This is a genomic window from Acidisoma sibiricum (genome assembly GCF_057837225.1).
In genome coordinates this window covers 441336-459505 of the sequence record NZ_JBYQFD010000002.1, presented here as the reverse complement: position 1 = coordinate 459505, position 18170 = coordinate 441336, and the positions used below count along the sequence as shown (strand labels likewise).

The following is an 18170-nucleotide window of genomic DNA, read 5'->3' as shown; positions in this document are numbered from 1 at the left end:
AGGCTTCATCGATGCCATCGCGAAGACGGTCGTCCCGCTCGTTCGAAAGCTCAGCTCTGCGGCGCGACGCCGATGTAGGCGAACTGATGGTTCGCGTCGTCGATCGGAAACTTCGGATCATGCGTGATCTTGAAGACGCTGACGATGCGTTGGGCAATGTCGCCATACTTGTCGAATGACACTAGGCCTTGCAGCGTTGCAACGGTGGAGTCGGCAACGGCGGCGCGCACGTTCTCCCGGTTGGGCGTCTTGCCGGCGGCGATCACCTTCTTCAGGGCGGCGACGATGACCAGAACGCCGTCATAGGCGGTGATGGCATAGTCATCCGGCTGCTCGCTGAAGGCTGACGAATAAGCGCTGACCCAGGAGGTGACCTTGGGATCGGCCAGGCTATGCGGGGAGGCGGTGGTGACGTACCAGCCTTCCGCCGCCAGGAAACCCGCGCCGGTCGCGATGTCCGGCGTGTAGAGACCGTCCCCAGCACCCTTCTTGATGTTGGGCACGATCTCATAGGCCTGCTTCACAAGCTTGACACCCGCCTGACCGACGCCGCCGAAATACAGCGAGCTCGCGTTCAGTGACTTGATCTTGGTCATTACGGCGCTGTAGTCGGAAGCCGTAGGATCGAGGCGGTCCCGGCCGAGCACCTTCACGCCCTTCGCGGCGGCCTGCTTCTGGAAGGCATCGGCCAAGCCCACGCCATATGCGCCGCTGTCATCGAGCACGTAAACATCCGGCACCTTGAGGACCTCAGCGTAGAAATTCGCCATGTTCGGACCCTGGAAGGCGTCCGTCGTCACTGTGCGGAAGAAGATGGGCTTGCCTCCCGGCATATACTGCGCGGCGAACTCAGGATTGGTAAGATCCGGGTTGGTCGCTGCGGGCGTAATGATGGTGAGATTGCCCTCGCTTAGAATGGGCGTCATCGCCTTGGCGGCGCCGCTCATGTCCGGGCCGATCGCGGCGAGAACCTTAGGGTTGGACACGAATTTACGGGCGTTCGTCGCGGCCTGGGCGGGGTCATACTGCCCGGCCGTTGCCGTAGCGTCGTTCAGCACCAGTGGCTTCAGCCTATAGCCGGGAATTTTGTTGGCGTCGTTCGCCTGCTGAATGCCCAGCAGCGCACCGTTCATCATGCGCTTAGCCCCGGCAGCGTCGGCTCCGGTGATCGGCAGGTCGATGCCGATAATGATGGTCTTGTCCTCGGCTTCCGCAATTTTCGGCAGGCCGAACCCAGCCCCCAACGCAGTACCGGCGATAAGGCTTGCCGCGGAACGTCTCGTAATCATCTTTCAATCTCCCAGGTCTAACTTGCACGCATGGGCATACCGCTCGTTGTTGTTGGACCGGGATAACGACAAAAAGCTTGAACGATATTGGAGGAAGTGGCTCACTCTTTAGGCAGAATTAAGAAAACAACTTTTGGTCATGATTAAAAAACTTGCATGGACTGTTAAATGACACTAATTCAGTCACATGATACCGCTGGATTGCGACCCCCGCGCGCTTAAGCTTCATAACTTCGGTGGACTTGAAGTCACCGTTGGCCGCTTTCGGCAGGCGCTACCTCGGCACAGCCACGATGGTCTGATGCTTTCGTTGATCAGCGATGGCGTGCAGATTGTGCGAAGCCGCGGCGGCTCCAATGCCGCCTCCGCAGGTGCAATTGTCGCAGTCGCACCAAACGAGGTCCACGCAGCACATCCCGGAGACCAATCTGGTTGGTTTTATCATACGGTCACAATTCCATGCTCCGTGCTTGAGAAATGGCAGTGTAACAGTTCTCGATTTTACTGCGAGACAACCATAGTCGATCGTTCGTTATTGAGTGCTCTCAAGTCTTTCTTTCGAAGCTTGCAAGGCTCGGCAACGATCATGCGCGAGCAGGCTCTGCTCGACCTGCTCACACAGTTCTATGTAGGCCATACAAGGATGCCTCAACGGGAGAATTACAAGCCAACAGAAGTACGGGCAGTCGAGACTTGCAAGGAGTATCTGGCGGCTTACCTCGATAGAAATGTCAGTCTCTTGGAGCTGTCGCGCTTTGCGCGTATCGATCGCTACCTTCTGGTGAGAAGCTTCACTCATATTGTAGGAATGCCTCCGCATGCGTGGCACTCGCAACGACGGTTGTCGAGGTGCCTGGAAATGCTATCGAGGGGGCACCCAGTCGCAGATGTTGCGCAGGCGACGGGTTTTGCAGATCAGGCACACTTAACGCGCGCTTTCAAACGCGTCACCGGTATCCCTCCCGGCAAATTTCGGAAGGATCACATTCACTTTGAAACGGAACGATCAGAAGCGCATTTAGGCGCCAAGCTGCTTCTAAGTGACCTCTAAAGATGGTCGTGAACTTGCTGATTCCATTTAGAGATGAGCAATTCGCGGTGGTGTGTGAGGCACGAAACCTAAGGTGGTCCCGTGCCTGCCGATAGAAGTAAGTTAGTAGTCAATGCGATGCAATCATACCTATGGTATCCGCGCTACACAGTGCGCCAGTGTTTTTGGCTCGAGAAACTCCGTTAAGCTAAGCGAATCTCCTTGCTCGTTGGAAAGCCGTGAAGTCCGTTGCTGCCAAACGCGATTGCATTTGAACGATAGGGATCACCTGAAACGGCAATCAGAATGTGTTCGGCACGTTCGACGATCGGAACCAGTCTGTCTTCATCCTTGCTTTCCGCAAATAATGCATGGGCCTTCCCATCGTTACGGATCTGCCCAAGTGTTTTTCTGCCAGGGACGTTGTTCGACCACTTTCCAATATAGGTTGCAAACTTCCAAGCTGGAATTCGAGCATGTTGAAAAAGACGTTCTCGGAATCGTTCGATCGTATCGCCGGACTTCGCCAGGGTTTTGGCAACCATCGGGCTTATAACAATCAATGGGCGAAGGGTGCCTGGCGCCAGACCGGCTGTGAAGCATAGCTCCCATGAGCATTGCCGAACCAGACCATCGGCAACATACTCTGCGAGATCTTCGGGATTTCGGCCATAGATCGAGCCGACAACCGTATCGCCCGTAAACCGGGCAATGGTCACAATGCTTTTCTCCCGCGAGAAGCCCTGCCTCTCTCCAAAGGTCGTCCAGTTCAGTTTTGCAATCTCGGGCTCGTGCTCCGCGAGCACGATCCGCGCAGCATGGCCAAATGTCGACTTGTCACCCGCCCCCGGACGCAAACCGACGACATTTCGCAAGAACAGGCGGAGAAAGCGGCCGACGGTGGTGTTTGCTCTGGTACCCTCTCGTAAAGCACCGTTTTGGCGGTTGAAGCCTAATGCTTCGATTACCGGGCCGCTCAGCAGGATGAGAGCGTCGCTACCCGTAGTGTCGCCGCTATGTTCGACACCATACGCAGGATCCGCCAGCACCTCCGCGATCGCCACAAGGACGGGCATGTAGTCTGGCGCGCAGCCAGCCATCACGCCGTTTACGGCAACGTTCCAAACCGTCACCTTTGACCCGGATGGCTGCACCGATCCGATCACACGGTCTGGAGGGTCTTTCGTGAATGCCAGAAATTCCTCAACCGCTTCGATCGTCGGCGGCACGACAGGTAGGCCATCCGACCAGCCCCTTTGTCGATAAATTTCATTGATTTCGTTAAAATTTCCGCGAGCCACAACTTGTCGGGGATCAAACTCTTCCACAGTGTGATCTTGTGCCACTGGGATCGACGTGAGGCATTTCACGACTGCATCCACGGTGTGTGAAATGATCATCTCACGCAGTTCATCGTCGCTGAGACTTTCGACATAGCCAGGCATCTCGACAATGGGCAACCAGGAGCATCCGAGGCCAGGTGAGACCGCACAGGCCTGACCGGCGAAACCTTCGCACACAAGTGACGCTGTCGGATAGCCAGCCTTTTCCATAGCTGAGCTGGCCCTGACAACAGCTGGTGTACAGGCACCACAGCACCCAACTCCGGAAATGACGACATCAACACCATGGTGAGCCAGTTTGCCCGGCAACTCGGCCAGGACTTGATGATCATTTGACCCAAGCGTGTTTCCAAACAGCTCGTAACTCACGAAATTTATATCGGGGTATCTCTCGCGCAGTGCACTCTCCAGTATCGCGAAGATCTCATCCCCTCTAAACAGGTAATCCCAGACGAATGCTATGCGAAGCCCGGCAACGGAAGACGGGCGCGGCGCCGGAGAAAACACCTCAATCGAAGGCGCACCACCCGGCCAGAGCGTTGCGAGTTCGCTGCAATCAGCCACTTTGATAGTCTCCCTTATTTTGGTCTCCGTCTGATGCCGCAAAGCGTGTTTCGGTTATTGAAGAATATTGGAGAATGTTCGGTGAGGAGGCCGCCGCGATCGTGTCCCCGGTGCAGGAGGTGTGCGACCATCTTCGGCGCTCTGGGCCGGGATGGGCGCCGTGCGGGGGAAGCGGGTCAATGTCGGACTTCAAGGGGCGTCACTTCGAGTGACTGTGCGAAGGGCGGGCTATTGCGCGAGGAAGCCGCCATCCACCGCCAGCGTGTGACCCGTGGTCATGGAGGATGCGGGGGACGCCAGAAAGGCGATTGCATGGGCGACCTCCTCGGCTTCTGCCAGGCGGCCGAGCGGCGTCACGTCGCGGATGCGCCGCATGAGATCAGGACTCTCCTCTAGCTGGCCGATGAAGCCGGTGCGGGTCCAGGTCGGCGCCACGGCATTGACGCGAATACCGTGCGCTGCCCATTCCACCGCCAAAGCGCGGGTCATATTGACGATGGCACCCTTTGTCGTCTGGTAGGAGATGTTGGGATAAAGCCCTCCGCCCGACAGACCCATGATCGATGCGGTATTGACGATCGCACCCCCTGCCCCACCGCGGATCATGAGCGCAGCGGCGGCGCGCGCGCAGAGGAAGGCGCCGGTCATGTTGACGGCGACGACCGCGTCCCAATCACCGAGGCTCAGCTCAAGTGATGGCCGGCGGATGGCGCGTCCGGCGTTGTTGACGAGAATGTCGAGCCGCCCTTCCCTGTTCTCCACACGGGTGAAGCCGTCCAGCACGCTCGCTTCGGAGGACACGTCAAGCGCCAGTCCCCATGCGCGCGTGTCACCCAGATTGGCCGCCTCCCGCGCCGCTGCGTCACCATCGAGATCAGCAAGCACGACGCAGCAGCCAAGCTCCGCCAGTACGGCGCAGGTGGCAAGACCGATGCCCTGTGCTGCCCCTGTGACAAGCGCCACCTTGCCCTCCAGCCGCAGGGCGCTCAGCATCGTCATGGGACGCGTCTCCTCGTTTGCGTCATTGTGCCAGATAGCCGCCATCCACCGGCAAAACCGCTCCGGTGATGAAGGAGGCGTCATCGGATGCCAGGAACAGGATTGCGCGCGCCACCTCTTCCGGCTGCCCGACGCGGCCGATCGGATGGCGGGAGGTCACACCCGCAATATACTCGGCCGACATTTTGTAGAGGCCGGCCGTGCCGATCGTGCCGGGCGCCACGGCATTCACCCGCACGCCCTTGCTTGCCAGTTCAACGCCCAGATGCTTCGTGATGCCGGACGCCACGAATTTCGCCGGACCATAAACCGCCTGGGATGCCTGGCCCGCCTCCCCCGAGATCGAGGATAGACACACGATGGCGCCGCCGCCGGTCTTGAGCATTTCCCGCGCCGCGTATTTGCAGGTTAGAAACATGCCGCGACCGTCGATCGCCATGACATGGTCGAAATCTTCGGCGGTTGCCGTCTCCAGATCGCGTTCGGGAATGATGCCGGCATTGGCGACCGCCACATCGATGCGGCCATAGGTTGCGACTGCCGCCATCACCATCGCCTCGGAATCGGCGGTTTTTGACACGTCGCCGACGACGGCCTTCACCTCGCCTCCGGCCGCCGCGATGACCTGGCGTACGGCGTCCAGTCCATCTGCGTCGACGTCGTTGATGACGAGGCGGGCACCCTCGCCGGCGAAAATCAGGGCGGTCGCCCGCCCGATGCCGCTGGACGCACCGGTGATCAGCACCGCCTTGCCCTTCATGCGTCCCAGACCCTGGGGGACCGTGTCGATGCTCATCTTCTGTTCCGTTCCATTCTGCGTTGTCAGGACTTCCGGCGCTTCTGGTTGAGGCTGTCAATAAGGACCGCCCCGAAGATCACAGCGCCCTGAATGAACTGCACCCAGAAGGGCTGCACGTTCTTCAGGGTCAGGCCATTATTGATGAGGCCAATGATGAGCACACCCAGCAGCGTGCCCAGCATGCTGCCCTTGCCGCCGAAGAGCGACGCGCCGCCAATGACCACGGCCGCAATTGCATTCAGTTCAAGCCCCACCGCCGCAATCGGCTGCGCGCTATCCAGCCGGCCGGCCAGGATCACGCCACCCAGCCCCGCCATTGCGCCGGAGATGATATAGACGATGGCGAGCGTCCGGTTGACCGGAATGCCGGCCAGCCGCGCCGCGTCCTTGTTGCCGCCGACGGCATAGACCTCCGCCCCGAACACGGTGCGGGAGAGGATGAGACCCGCGACGAGAAAAACCAGAAGCGTGATCAGTGCCGCGACCGGAAAGGGACCGAGATTGCCGCCGCCGATATTGTCAAAGGCATCAGGGAAGGAGAAAATCGTGTTGCCGTTGGTGACGATGAAGGCGAGGCCGCGTGCCATGGCGAGAACCGCCAGGCTGACGATAAAGGGACTCATATTGAGGAAGGTGACGGCAAAGGCGATGAAGCCGCCGGATAGCGCGCCGATGCCGATCCCGATCAGTACCGCAATCGGCACAGGGACATGTGCATTCAGTGCCAGCCCTGCCATGACGCCGGTGAAGGCCACGACAGATCCCACCGAAAGATCAATTCCCCCTGTCACGATCACGAAGGTTTCTCCTACCGCGACGATGCCGATCAGCGAACTTGCGAGCAGAATCGAAAGTAGATTGGCGGAGGTCAGAAAGGCGGGAGTCGTGATACCGAGGTAGAGTGAGATCAGCACAAAGCCGACAATGATCGTCAATTCGTTCACCGCGCGGGTGATTGATCCGATGCCGAAGCCGCGGCGCTGAGGCGTGGAGGAGTTGGCGGATGACATCGCAAGCCTTCTAATCTGGAATGTTCCGGTCAGCCAAGTGCGGCCAGCTGCATGATGCGTTCCTGGCTGAACTCATGGCGCGGGACAGCCCCCGCAAGCCGACCACCCCGCATCACCAGGATACGATCGCAAATGCCCAGCAGCTCGATCATGTCGGAGGAGACCACGAGTATAGCGCTACCCTGCTCGGCGAGCTCGTTGATAAGACGATAGACTTCTACCTTGGCGCCGACATCGATGCCGCGGGTCGGCTCGTCGAGCAGAAAAATGCGCGGCTTCGTGGTCAATGCCCGTCCGAGCACGACCTTTTGTTGATTGCCGCCTGAGAGCGATTGCACGCGCTGCCGGATGCTGGGCGTGCGGATGCGCAGCTCTTTGACGGTCTGTTCGGCCAGCCTATCCATCCGCCGCGGCGCCAGGATGCTACCGAACCACGACAGACGCCCGAGCGTCGATAGCGCGATATTGCTGCGCACCGGAAAAGGCAGGATCAGCCCTTCTGCCTTGCGGTCTTCCGGCACAAAGGCGAGGCCCGCGCGGATGGCGTCACGTGGATTATGGATATGTGCATCCTTCGCACCGATCTGCACCCGTCCGGCGGACCGGGTGAGCGCGCCGTAGATCGTCTTGAGAACTTCCGTGCGCCCCGCGCCCATCAGCCCGCCAAGCCCCACCACCTCGCCGGCCCGCACGGCAAAGGATACGTCCGCAAAGCTGTCCCCGGAGCCGAGCCCCTCCACCTCCAGCAGAACCTCACCCAAAGCGGCGTGGCGTTCGGGAAACAGCGCATCGATCGGGCGGTTGACCATCGCCTGGATCAGCCCCTCCTCGGTCCAATCGCCCACGGGCCGCGTTTCGACGACCGTGCCGTCCCGCAATACGGTTACCCGATCGCAAATCTCGAAGACTTCTTCGAGGTGATGGCTGATGAAAACGATACCGACGCCCGCATCGCGCAAGCGCCCCATGGTGGCAAACAGGATTCGCTGCTCAGTCGTCGTCAGCGTTGCGGTTGGCTCATCCAGTACAATCACCCGCGCCTCGCGCGATAGAGCGCGTGCAATCTCCACCAATTGCTGCTGAGCAATCCCCAGATCGCGCACGCGCCGCTGCGGCGGCACGGTCAGCCCGACCTTTGCCAGCAGCCTTTGCGCGTCACGGTTCAACTGCCCGCGCTTGACGCGACCGAACAGACCACGCGGAAGATTGCCCAGGAAGATATTCTCAGCGATCGACCGGTCCGGCACCAGGCTGAGTTCCTGATGGATCACGATGATGCCGGCATCGAGCGAATCACGCGGACTGCGCGGCGCAAAACTCTCACCCGCCATCCACAGCACGCCACTATCGGCCGGAAAGACGCCCGCCAGGATCTTCATCAGCGTCGATTTGCCGGCGCCATTCTCTCCGACAATGCCAAGCACCTCCCCCTGGCCGAGGGAGATGCTGACATCGGCAAGCGCTTTGACGCCCGGAAATCCCTTGGAGATGCCCTGCATCTCCAACAGATGCGCCATGGCGAGCCGCTCCCCCGTGTTCGTTACTGGTTCACCTCATCGCCCCATAGGCCATAGGCTTTGGCTTCAGGGCCATCGATATTCGCGGGCGTCAGCAGCATATGCGGCCAGTATTGATGGGCCGGCACCGAGTCCTTCTTGCCATGCAGATAATCTTCGACATAGGCGACGGATTGCTTCGCCATGGTCAGCGGATTCTGTGACAGTGTCCCATCCATCTGGCTCTTACGGATCGCGCTCAGGGCCTGCTCGGTGCCGTCGATGCTGATGATGACGATATGCTTCGGATTCCCGATCGGATAGAAGCGATTGGCCTGGCGGATCGCCCGCATCGCGCCCACCGCATTGTCATCATTGCCGTTGAAGATGGCATCGACGTCTTGATGGGCGGCCAGAAGCTGTGTGGTGATGTTGAAGCCCTTGTTGGCGTCGAAATCCGCGGCCTGGCGTGCAATCAGCTTCAGATCCGGGTTGTCTTTCTGCAGTGCCGCGAATTCGTCGGAAAAGCCCTTTTCGCGCTCGTCGCCCGCGGTTGTGCCCAGCAGGCCCTCCAGATCGATGACATTGCCCTTGATCGAACCGTAGCGCTTCTTGAGCTGATCCGCGATGAAATCAGCCCCTTCCTTGCCCAGCTCCACGTTGTTCGTCTCCAGGAAGTTCACCTGGCAGCTGCCGCAGGCGGCACCACGATCGAGGGTAAAAACCGGAATGCCCTTCTTGTTCGCTTCCTTCACGATGGGAACGATAGAATTCGCATTGATGGGGTTGAGGATCAACGCTGAGACATGCTGGTTGATGAGGTCAGTGACCTGGTTTGTCTGCGTATTCGCGTCACCATCGGCACTTGTATTGATGAGCGTGAGATCGGGATGAGCGGCGATGCCCAGTTTGACGCCCTTGGTCATGCCCTGAAAGAAGGGATTGGCGAGTGTCGCCACGCTTAACCCGACCACGTAATCGGCCGCTTTGGCTTGTCCTGCGGCGATTGCCAAGCAGGACACTGCCATTGCCGCGACGGCCAGCTTATTCATTTTCCGCACGATGCTTCCCCGTTGTTGTTTTTGTTGCGGGCGCCTGCCGGGCTTTGCCCGGACCCGTGGTAGTCAGTCTTGCCTTACGCCCAGGCAGCTCCGGTCGTGTTCAGATACAGCGCGTAAATCGACGTGCTGGCCGCCATGAAAAGCCGATGCCCTTTCTTGCCGCCGAAACAGAGATTGGCGCAGGTTTCCGGCAAATGGATCTTGCCGATGAGATCCCCGTCCGGCGCATAACAGCGGACGCCGTCCTCTCCGGGATCGGCCCAGCCCATGCTGCACCAGATGTTTCCGTCGGCGTCGACACGCATCCCGTCCGTAAAGCCGGGCCCGAAATCGTCGGCGAATACCCGGCTATTGCTGAGCCGTCCGTCGTTGACATCAAAAACACGGATATGGGCAGCGCCGCCGTGGGTTATGCCGCTGTCAACAATGTAGAGCTTCGATTCGTCGGGCGAGAAGGCCAGCCCATTCGGACGCACAAAATCGTCCGCCACAACCTGCGCTTCACCCCGCTTCGGATCAAAGCGATAGACGCTGCGCGGCAACTCGGCGGCGGCGCTGTGTCCTTCATAGGGGCCGTCGATCCCATAGCCTGGATCGGTGAACCAGATTGCCCCATCGGATGCGACGATGATGTCGTTCGGCGCATTGAGCCGCTTGCCCTGATAGGAGTCCATGACGACGGTGATGCTGCCGTCGATCTCCGTTCGCGTGACACGGCGTGAATCATGTTCGCAGGTCAGCAGCCTGCCCTGGCGGTCGCTTGTATTGCCATTGGCGAAATTGCTCGGATTACGGAAGACGCTGACATGCCCATCCTCCTCCAGCCAGCGCATCATGCGATTGTTCGGAATGTCGCTCCATATGAGATAGCCGCCCGCCGGAAAATAGGCAGGCCCCTCCGCCCACCGAAAGCCTGTGGCCAGCCGCTCGATACCGGCATTGCCCTGGCGCGCCGTGAAGCGTGGGTCGAGCGCCTCAATGCGTGGATCGGGATAGCGTGTGCGCTCAAGCGGTCCCAAAGGTAGCCGCACATAGTCGCCAAACGCCCCCGGTCCCGCAGCATTTGCATGACCAGTCACGGCAATCTCCATCTTCGTTTCTCTCGCTCCCGATCTATGCCGGGTAAAAGCTGTATGACAAGTTTGCGCGCTTCATTATAACACGCAAGTCATTTTTTTGAGGGCCTGACAGTCGCAGATTGTCAGGCGTCGCGAAATATATGTGGCGCCACCTGGAGCGGTGGATAAGAGTTGACGAGTGCAGGATGAGGATCGACCCTAGCATGCAGCCTGGCAGCCGTACCGATCAGCTGGCTGAGGCGCTCCGCGCACGGATCAGGCGGGGCATCTTTCCCGTCGGGTCCAAGCTCCCATCGGAGCAAGCCATCGCGCTCAAATTTCAGGTCAGCCGCACCGTGGTGCGCGAAGCCGTGATGCGGCTGAAGGCGGATGGCCTGGTCGAGACGCGCAAAGGCACTGTGGCGCGGGTATGCGCCCCCGTGCCGTCGTCTGACGCCGGATTTATCATTCCCCGCTCGATCGACGGTCTGCTCGGCTTTTTGGAAGTGCGCGGGCCGATCGAAGCCGAAATGGCAGCGCTGGCCGCGGAACGGCGGACGGAGGAACAATGCGCTGAAGTCGCGGCGGCATTGCAGGCAATCGGGCGCGCGCAGGCGTTATCCCGCACCGGCGTTGACGAGGATCTGGCCTTTCACATGGCCATCGGCCGTGCGACATCCAACGCCTATTGGAGCCAGTTCGTGCGGCTTTTCGCCGAGCCCATGCGCTCCGCCATTCGCCTGACCCGCGCCAATGAGGCAAGGCGCCAGGATTTCGCCGCGGAAGTGGCAGCGGAACATCTCAGCATTTATCGCGCGATCGCCGCGCGAGATCCTGATGCCGCCCAGGCAGCGGCCCATCGGCATGTCAAGAACGCGGCGGCCCGCGTGCTCATGGCTGACCAGGAATTCTGGCAGCAGGAGGGGCTCACCCTCGCGGAAAGCTGGGCCTCAGAAAACAAAGGCTAGAAAGCCGTTGCCGCTGTGCAAGCGCCGCAATTACTGCGGCAATGCTGACTGCAAGTCTGGACGAGCAGGTGCCAGCGCCCGTGGTGCCTCGCCCAGGCGCTGGCCGTCCCGGAAGAAGGCCATATCCGCCACGTGGCAGCGCAGCCCCGCCGTATCGCCCAGATGGCGGGCGACTTCGGCGCTGGCTCGCGCCCGCAACCGCGTCTCACCGATCAAGAGCGTGATAAGATATTGACCGCCGATGGTGATGAAGCGACGTTCTACCCGGGCAGCCAGACTGCCGGCCGCACCGGGTGCGGTCACCTCCACCCGCTCGGGCCGGAACCCCAGGCGCAGCGTCTCCGCCCCGCCGTCGGGCATTGCCAGGGGATGGGCCAGCAGATCGACATCAAGCGCACCGTCAACGCGCACCCGGGGCGCAATGAAATTCATGCCCGGATTACCCAGGAACCAGCCGCCGAACTCGCTTTCCGGCCGCTCATACAATATGCGCGGCGCGGAACATTGCGAAATCACGCCGGCTTGCATGAGTGCGATCTGATCCGCGAGCGTCATCGCCTCCGTCTGGTCATGCGTCACATAGATGACAGTCTGGCGCAGCTTCTCACGAAAGAGCTTGAAGGCGCGGATCAGCTCAAGCTTGGCATGCACCTCGACATTGGTGGTCGGCTCATCGAACAGGATCACGTCGCAGCGGCGCGCGATGGACCGCCCGACGGCCACGCGCTGACGCGTGCCGATATCAAGCTCCTCCATCCGCCCGCGGCGTAACGCGGTGAGTTGCAGCACCTCCAGCACCTCATCGACGCGGTGGCGGCGCTCAGCCACTGATAGACCACGGTCCCGGCCGAGCGGCAGGGCGATATTCTCCTCCACCGTCAGCGTGCGGTACATGACCGGATACTGGAAGACCATGGCGATATTGCGCGCCCGCGGGGTCAGCTTCGTCACGTCCCGCGGTCCGAACAGAATCTGTCCGCGGCTGGGCGTTTCCAGCCCCGCGATCATGCGCATCAAGGTCGTCTTGCCGCAGCCCGAGGGGCCGAGCAGGCAGGTGACACTGCCGGAGGGGAAGGTCGCGCTGATGTCATTGACGGCGGCGACACCGTTAAAGATGCGGGAGAGTCCCCGCAATGTAATGTCAACCATGCGCTGCACCTCCGATCCGCAGGCCGGAAGTCGCATCAAAAGCCGCCACCCGCTGTGGATCGATCACGAATGGATAGGCGCTGCCGACATCAAGACCCGCGACACGGTCGGAGGATGGAATGCTGACCAGCGTGGTGCCCCCGATATCGAAATAGACCACGCATTCCGCGCCAAGATTTTCCATCAGCCGCACCCGGCCCTGCTGCGCCTGCGCAATCTCGGGCGCGAACACGACATCCTCCGGCCGGATCGCGACTGTGGCCGGCGCATCACCGTGCGGCAGGCCGATTGCACCGGCGCGCTCAGCCGGCAGGATATTGCAGCGCGGGAAGCCGATCAGCTCCGCCGACCGCAAATGGGCCGGGCTGTGATAGAGGTCTGCGACCGGCCCGGATTCCACCACCTGCCCGGCATCGAGCACGACCAGATCTTCCGCCATGGTCAGCGCTTCCAGCGAATCCGAGGTCGCATACAGAAAAGTCGCACCCAGCACGCCGCGCATGTCTTTCAGATCTTCCATCAGGCTTTCGCGCAGTTTGAAATCGAGCCCGACGAGCGGATCATCGAGAATGAAGATGGTCGCATCCTTCAGCATGCCGCGCGCAATGGCGGCGCGCTGCTTCTCCCCGCCCGATAGCTGGCTCGGCCGTTTCTGGAGCAGAGGACCGATGCGCAGAATTTCAGCCGCCCGGCCGAGGCGCGTCGCGATCTCAGCCGCCGTCACACCCTGCTGGCGCAGCGGATAGGCGATATTGTCATACACGCTCATATGCGGAAACAAAGCGAAGGATTGCGGCACATAGCCGATGCGCCGCGCGGCCGCCGGAATTTGCCCCACATCCTGCCCGTCGATCAGAATGGCGCCCCTGTCAGGCGCCTCCAGCCCCACGAGCAGGCGGAACAGCACGGATTTGCCGCTTTGCGGCGGTCCGCAGAAAACCGTGAGACTTTGCGCGCGCACGGTCAGGTTGATGTCCCGCAGCGCATGGCGGCCGCGATAGGATTTGCCGAGATCGCGGAAGACGATGGTGCTCATGATCCCTGCCCCATTCCGGCCAGGACCGGCACCAGAAGAATGCCGATGATGACGACAGCAGCGACAATGGCGAGCAGCATCAGCGTCATCAGCACGGCCCTGATCGGGCCCGCATGCCGCGGCAGATTGCCCACCGCGATATTGAGAAGGGTCGCGGCGATCACCAAGAGCAGCCCGTCATGGTAGACGGGGAAGAACCAGGTTTGTAGCACCATGAGGAAGCCGAGGCCCAGCAGGCAGAGCAGTGCGGCCTCGGCCTTCGGCACGATGGAGGGACGGCGCGCCATCAGACCTCTCCCCGTACGGTACCGAAGGTCATGCCGACCAGAAGATAGCGCTGGAAGACATAGACGATGAGGATAGGCGGCAGGATGTAGAGCGTGGTGACGCAGGAGACGAAGGTCCAGTCTACGCCGCCGCCGGAATAGAGACCGGTCGAGAGTGCGGTCGGCACATTCGTCGTACGTGGCCCGCCGATGATGTAATTGAACAGGAACTCGTTCCAGACAAAGATGAAGTTGAATATCACGGCCGCGATCACCCCTGGCAGGACCTGCGGAAAGATGAGCTTGACGATGATGCTGAGCCAGCTCGCGCCGTTCACCCGTCCCGTCTCGTCAAAGCGGGGTGAAACGCCATCGATGAATCCCTTGAGAATCCAGACCGAGAAGGGAATGGAGAACATGGCGTAGAACAGGATCATACCCCAATAGCTGTCCTTCCAGCCGAAGCCGACATACATGAGATAGACCGGCAAAATGGCGGCCGAGCCTGGCAGCATGCGGATGGAGAGCAGCAGGAACATCAGGAAATTGGTGCCCGGCGGCTTGAAGCGCGAAAAGGAGAAAGCCGCGAGGAAGGCGACGACGACCGCGATGAGAACGGAGCAGACGGATAGCAGGATGCTGTTCAGAAAGCTGTGGATCATGTTGGGATCGGACAGCACGCGACTGTAATTCGCGAGAGTCGGTCGGAACAGCCAAACTGGTGGGACTGCGAGAATTTGGTCCGCCGTCTTGAAGCTCGACAGAATGATCCAGGCCACAGGCGCGAAGAAAATCAGCGCAATCGCCCAGAGCAGCGCGTGATAGAGATGGGTCCGCCACCGCATGTCAGCTGCCCTCCGCCGCGCGCAGATCCTGCTTACGGTCTCGCGAATGCAGGACGAAGATGAAGGTCGCGGTGAAGGCGATGGAGATCAGCAGCAGGATCACCGCAAGCGCGGAAGACCAGCCCATGTTGAAGTCCTCGAAAGCGCGACGGTACAGCGAGATGGCAATCAACTCTGTCGTTGATCCGGGGCCACCGAAGGTCATGTCGTAGATCAGATCCATGGTTTTGAAGGCATCAATGGTGCGCAGCAAAATGCCGAGCAGCAGGATGAACTTGCCGTGGTAGAGGATGACGAGGCGCAGGCGCTGCCACCACGAGAGCTGATCAATTTCGGCGGCTTCCAGTTCCGCTTTCGGTACGCTGGCGAGGGCCGCCAGCGTCATCAGCACCATGAAGGGCGTCCACATCCAGACATCCACCAGCAGCACAGCGCCGTAGGCCAGATGCGCGTCGCCGAGGAAGTTGGGCGCCGACAGGCCAAGGCCGCGGAAGATGCTCGCGAGGATGCCGAAAGTCGGGTTGTAGATCAGCCGCCAGAAGGTGCCGGAGGCGACCGGCGTCAGCACCATGGGCGTGAAGAGCAGCGTCAGCGCCAGGCGCCGCCCCGGCAGCTTCTGGCTGCCCCAGAAGAGCAGGCCGAGCAGAAGGCCGAGCACCGTCTCGATGCCGACGGCCAGGATGACGAAGAGGAAGGTCCGGCTCAGGCCAAGCCACACTTCGCTGTCATTGAGGATGGAGGCAAAATTATAGAGGCCCGCGAAATGCGGCGGGCGGCCACTGGTGAGCGAAAAACGATAGAAGCTGAGGCCGAGCAGCCACAATGTGGGAATCGTATTCCAGATAATGAAGAAAACGAGGACCGGCACGAGCAAGAGGAAGGGCATCACCTCCTTCCTGCCGAGGAACTCCGCAAAGCTCTGCCGCCTGCGGGCAGAGGCGGCGGTCGACGACAGGTTCATGCCGGTCCCCGCGCTCAGAGCCGCATACCGGCGCAGGCGCCGCCCGCCTGCTTATCGGCCACACCTTCATCGAACAGGATCTTCTGCTGCCGGCAGGCCGCGTAGTCGAGCGCATGCTGCGCGCTCTTTACCTGGCCGGTGGCATAGGCCGTCATCGCCTCCTGCTGCACGGACAGCATGGCCGCATAGGCCGGGTCGTGCCAGAAATCGCTGCTGTAGTTGAGCATGTATTTGTAGGTGCGATACCAGGGATGCATGGCATCGAAGTCAGGGCGCGTCAGCGTTGCCTTGTCACAGGGATTGCCGCCGTGCTGGGCGTAGCTTAGGGAGGTTTCGGGGGTATACCACCACTTCATGAAGTCGATCGCGACCTGCATGTGCTCCGTATCATTGAAAGCGTTGATCACCCAAGGCTGGCCGCCGATGATGTAGTTCCGCACCAGCTTGCCGCTTTTGTCCGGGAAGGCGGGCGGCGGCACCACGAGTACCTTGTCCTTCATGCTGTCCGGGATCATCGCGGGCCCCACCGCGCACCATTGCAGCGCGGAGAAAACCTTGCCCTGGGCGAAGGCGTCGATCACCTCGGCAATACCATAGTTGATCGCACTCGACGGCTGGTATTTCAGAAGATCGACATAGGAGGCCAGCGCCTTGGCATTACCCGGGCTGTTGAAGATACCCTCGATCTGGCCGGTCGCCGGGTCCCAGACGTCGCCACCCGTGCTACGCATGACGGACATGGCGGGACAACTGATGAAGTCATATTCGCGCGAATACTGGCCGCCGAAACCATTATAGCCCTTCTCCGGCCGGTTGAAGAAGGCAATGAGCTTCACAAAGTCATCGAAGGACAGCTGCTCGAAATCCTCCCAGGTCGTGGGCAGCTTGCGTCCGTATTTCGCCTGGAAGGCTTCCGCCTCCCCGGGTGCCTCGAGCAGATCGCGGCGGACGAAGAGGCCCATCGTGTCCCCCTCCTGCGGGAAACCCCAGCGCTTCTTGGTGCCGTCGGGATAGATCTGATAGGCCGCTTCGACAACGGGTGCGTACCACTCGACATCCAGCTCAGGATTCGCCTTGATCACCGGGTCGAGCGGCAGAATCCATTTCGGCTGCGCGAGCGCGCCCAGCCATTGGCTGTCGGAAATGATGATGTTGTATTCCTGGCTGCGCGTGGCAAGCGAGGTCGCGGCCTTCTGGAACAACTGGCTGAATGGCGCCTCCGCATAGGAGAAGGTAACATCGTAGCCGTAGCGGTCCTTCGCCATCTTGGCGAAATCACCCGCCAGATCGACACCGAGGCGGCTCGGCAGCCAGCCGGCGATGCCAAGAATGGACATATGGATGGATTTGCCGCGGAGCGGGCTGTCCTCCGCGCGCGCGATATACGGCATGCTGAGCGCGCTGGTAGCACCTATGGCGCCGACGCTCTTCAGAAGGCCACGTCTATTCAGAGTATTGATTGAACGGATCATTGGTTTTCCTTTTTTTATTTTTGCTTAGAAACCAGCTTATACATCGCCGCTACAGTCTGCGCGCGTCGATCCTTCTTCCGTCAGGATTTTGTCCCGTCTCCTCCGTCTGCGCCTTTATGCGGCGCCGGACTTTGCCTGTCTTGCTTGAGCGAAGACTAAACGCGACTTCCGACATATGTCAAATGCTTCTGTCAAACGTCGTAACGGCGGTTGGTCAAGCTCAGCACCCGCGCTCGCGGGCGGCGTGCCGTCTCTGGCCTGTCTTGGGCGCGAGCCAGTCCCGTCGCATCATTCGCCAATCCCGTGCCGACCCACCGACCTTGTCGGCCCCTGCGGTAACCTCTGTGGTCTTCAGGACAGATAACCAAACTGAAACCTGTCAAACAGAAGCGGGATGGTCGCCGGAACCGCGATTTGCTCCAACCACGAAGTATTGGCGCGCCATCACCGCGCACCACTACTGTAAGTCGAAGTGCTTGCCCTGCGCGCCGCTGCAGTCTAGGCGCGGATGCCGTGCAGGCCGATGTGTCGCAGAAAGCCGATGCGGAGCGTCTGGCGGCTGAGACCGTCGACGCGTTTGGAGCGATCGACAGTCTCGTCAACAATGCCGGCATCATCCGCCCGGGTCCGTCCGAGGATCTGTCGCTGGCGGATTGGCGGGCGACCCATGACTATTGGGAAAAGGGCGCGGTGCAGAACCGCATCGGTGAGCCGGACGAACTGATCGGTGCGGTGGTCTGTCTGGCCTCCGACTCTGCCAGTTTCACCACCGGCGAAATCCTGACAATCGATGGGGGCCTGACGCTGCGATAACCGGCGTCGCC

General features: G+C 60.6%; 17 protein-coding genes. 3 read left to right on the top strand and 14 right to left on the bottom strand.

The window, feature by feature from the left end:
• Positions 1–50: 50 nt before the first annotated feature.
• Entirely contained in the window at positions 51–1289 is a 1239-nt protein-coding gene (locus AC3G7M_RS20500; RefSeq protein WP_489216489.1) for a branched-chain amino acid ABC transporter substrate-binding protein, read from the bottom strand.
• 187 nt (positions 1290–1476) lie between these two features.
• On the opposite strand from AC3G7M_RS20500, the gene AC3G7M_RS20495 reads away from it, so the two are divergent.
• The gene (locus AC3G7M_RS20495) at positions 1477–2340 is read left to right on the top strand and encodes an AraC family transcriptional regulator (protein WP_489216487.1); all 864 of its coding nucleotides are present in this window, start codon (positions 1477–1479) and stop codon (positions 2338–2340) included.
• Positions 2341–2522: 182 nt separating this feature from the next.
• Here the strand turns inward: AC3G7M_RS20495 and AC3G7M_RS20490 are convergent, their stop codons facing one another.
• The 7 genes from AC3G7M_RS20490 to AC3G7M_RS20460 all read right to left on the bottom strand — a co-directional run bounded on the left by AC3G7M_RS20490 (position 2523) and on the right by AC3G7M_RS20460 (position 10622).
• Positions 2523–4226: a UGSC family (seleno)protein gene (locus AC3G7M_RS20490; protein WP_489216485.1), complete on the bottom strand. Its 1704-nt coding sequence runs from the start codon at positions 4224–4226 to the stop codon at positions 2523–2525.
• Between the two features lie 228 nt (positions 4227–4454).
• Positions 4455–5225, bottom strand: a complete 771-nt coding sequence (locus AC3G7M_RS20485) for an SDR family NAD(P)-dependent oxidoreductase (protein WP_489216483.1) — start codon at positions 5223–5225, stop codon at positions 4455–4457.
• Between the two features lie 22 nt (positions 5226–5247).
• Positions 5248–6021, bottom strand: a complete 774-nt coding sequence (locus tag AC3G7M_RS20480; RefSeq protein ID WP_489216480.1) for an SDR family NAD(P)-dependent oxidoreductase — start codon at positions 6019–6021, stop codon at positions 5248–5250.
• Between the two features lie 26 nt (positions 6022–6047).
• On the bottom strand, positions 6048–7034 hold the full coding sequence (locus tag AC3G7M_RS20475) for an ABC transporter permease (protein ID WP_489216478.1): 987 nt from the start codon (positions 7032–7034) through the stop codon (positions 6048–6050).
• A gap of 29 nt (positions 7035–7063) precedes the next feature.
• Positions 7064–8551, bottom strand: coding sequence for a sugar ABC transporter ATP-binding protein (locus AC3G7M_RS20470; RefSeq protein WP_489216476.1), 1488 nt, complete (start codon positions 8549–8551; stop codon positions 7064–7066).
• A gap of 23 nt (positions 8552–8574) precedes the next feature.
• A complete protein-coding gene (locus AC3G7M_RS20465; RefSeq protein ID WP_489216474.1) occupies positions 8575–9582 on the bottom strand; it encodes a sugar ABC transporter substrate-binding protein in 1008 nt (335 codons plus the stop codon).
• An 83-nt stretch (positions 9583–9665) separates the two neighbouring features.
• Positions 9666–10622, bottom strand: coding sequence for an SMP-30/gluconolactonase/LRE family protein (locus AC3G7M_RS20460; protein ID WP_489217130.1), 957 nt, complete (start codon positions 10620–10622; stop codon positions 9666–9668).
• A gap of 233 nt (positions 10623–10855) precedes the next feature.
• Here AC3G7M_RS20460 and AC3G7M_RS20455 point away from each other — a divergent pair, with 233 nt between their 5' ends.
• The gene (locus AC3G7M_RS20455; RefSeq protein ID WP_489216472.1) at positions 10856–11617 is read left to right on the top strand and encodes a FadR/GntR family transcriptional regulator; all 762 of its coding nucleotides are present in this window, start codon (positions 10856–10858) and stop codon (positions 11615–11617) included.
• 30 nt (positions 11618–11647) lie between these two features.
• Here AC3G7M_RS20455 and AC3G7M_RS20450 read toward each other — a convergent pair whose 3' ends face one another.
• From AC3G7M_RS20450 to AC3G7M_RS20425, 6 genes are all read right to left on the bottom strand, one after another.
• Positions 11648–12766: an ABC transporter ATP-binding protein gene (locus tag AC3G7M_RS20450; RefSeq protein WP_489216470.1), complete on the bottom strand. Its 1119-nt coding sequence runs from the start codon at positions 12764–12766 to the stop codon at positions 11648–11650.
• On the bottom strand, positions 12759–13802 hold the full coding sequence (locus AC3G7M_RS20445; protein WP_489216468.1) for an ABC transporter ATP-binding protein: 1044 nt from the start codon (positions 13800–13802) through the stop codon (positions 12759–12761). The genes AC3G7M_RS20450 and AC3G7M_RS20445 overlap by 8 nt, the downstream gene beginning before the upstream one ends.
• The gene (locus AC3G7M_RS20440; RefSeq protein WP_489216466.1) at positions 13799–14089 is read right to left on the bottom strand and encodes a hypothetical protein; all 291 of its coding nucleotides are present in this window, start codon (positions 14087–14089) and stop codon (positions 13799–13801) included. Before AC3G7M_RS20440 ends, AC3G7M_RS20445 begins: the two co-directional genes overlap by 4 nt.
• On the bottom strand, positions 14089–14913 hold the full coding sequence (locus AC3G7M_RS20435; RefSeq protein ID WP_489216464.1) for a carbohydrate ABC transporter permease: 825 nt from the start codon (positions 14911–14913) through the stop codon (positions 14089–14091). Before AC3G7M_RS20435 ends, AC3G7M_RS20440 begins: the two co-directional genes overlap by 1 nt.
• 1 nt (position 14914) lies before the next feature.
• On the bottom strand, positions 14915–15799 hold the full coding sequence (locus tag AC3G7M_RS20430; protein ID WP_489216463.1) for a carbohydrate ABC transporter permease: 885 nt from the start codon (positions 15797–15799) through the stop codon (positions 14915–14917).
• Positions 15800–15888: 89 nt separating this feature from the next.
• On the bottom strand, positions 15889–17265 hold the full coding sequence (locus tag AC3G7M_RS20425) for an extracellular solute-binding protein (RefSeq protein WP_489216461.1): 1377 nt from the start codon (positions 17263–17265) through the stop codon (positions 15889–15891).
• A 495-nt stretch (positions 17266–17760) separates the two neighbouring features.
• Between AC3G7M_RS20425 and AC3G7M_RS20420 the strand changes: the two genes are divergently transcribed.
• Positions 17761–18159, top strand: coding sequence for an SDR family oxidoreductase (locus tag AC3G7M_RS20420; RefSeq protein WP_489216459.1), 399 nt, complete (start codon positions 17761–17763; stop codon positions 18157–18159).
• The last annotated feature ends 11 nt before the right edge of the window (positions 18160–18170 follow it).

Excerpts from the sequence above, each read along its gene's own strand:
- AC3G7M_RS20500 (WP_489216489.1), bottom strand. The coding sequence starts at position 1,289 with ATGATTACGAGACGTTCCGCGGCAAGCCTTATCGCCGGTACTGCGTTG.
- AC3G7M_RS20495 (WP_489216487.1), top strand. The coding sequence starts at position 1,477 with ATGATACCGCTGGATTGCGACCCCCGCGCGCTTAAGCTTCATAACTTC.
- AC3G7M_RS20485 (WP_489216483.1), bottom strand. The coding sequence starts at position 5,225 with ATGACGATGCTGAGCGCCCTGCGGCTGGAGGGCAAGGTGGCGCTTGTC.
- AC3G7M_RS20480 (WP_489216480.1), bottom strand. The coding sequence starts at position 6,021 with ATGAGCATCGACACGGTCCCCCAGGGTCTGGGACGCATGAAGGGCAAG.
- AC3G7M_RS20475 (WP_489216478.1), bottom strand. The coding sequence starts at position 7,034 with ATGTCATCCGCCAACTCCTCCACGCCTCAGCGCCGCGGCTTCGGCATC.
- AC3G7M_RS20470 (WP_489216476.1), bottom strand. The coding sequence starts at position 8,551 with ATGGCGCATCTGTTGGAGATGCAGGGCATCTCCAAGGGATTTCCGGGC.
- AC3G7M_RS20465 (WP_489216474.1), bottom strand. The coding sequence starts at position 9,582 with ATGAATAAGCTGGCCGTCGCGGCAATGGCAGTGTCCTGCTTGGCAATC.
- AC3G7M_RS20455 (WP_489216472.1), top strand. The coding sequence starts at position 10,856 with ATGAGGATCGACCCTAGCATGCAGCCTGGCAGCCGTACCGATCAGCTG.
- AC3G7M_RS20450 (WP_489216470.1), bottom strand. The coding sequence starts at position 12,766 with ATGGTTGACATTACATTGCGGGGACTCTCCCGCATCTTTAACGGTGTC.
- AC3G7M_RS20445 (WP_489216468.1), bottom strand. The coding sequence starts at position 13,802 with ATGAGCACCATCGTCTTCCGCGATCTCGGCAAATCCTATCGCGGCCGC.
- AC3G7M_RS20440 (WP_489216466.1), bottom strand. The coding sequence starts at position 14,089 with ATGGCGCGCCGTCCCTCCATCGTGCCGAAGGCCGAGGCCGCACTGCTC.
- AC3G7M_RS20435 (WP_489216464.1), bottom strand. The coding sequence starts at position 14,913 with ATGCGGTGGCGGACCCATCTCTATCACGCGCTGCTCTGGGCGATTGCG.
- AC3G7M_RS20430 (WP_489216463.1), bottom strand. The coding sequence starts at position 15,799 with ATGCCCTTCCTCTTGCTCGTGCCGGTCCTCGTTTTCTTCATTATCTGG.
- AC3G7M_RS20425 (WP_489216461.1), bottom strand. The coding sequence starts at position 17,265 with ATGCCGTATATCGCGCGCGCGGAGGACAGCCCGCTCCGCGGCAAATCC.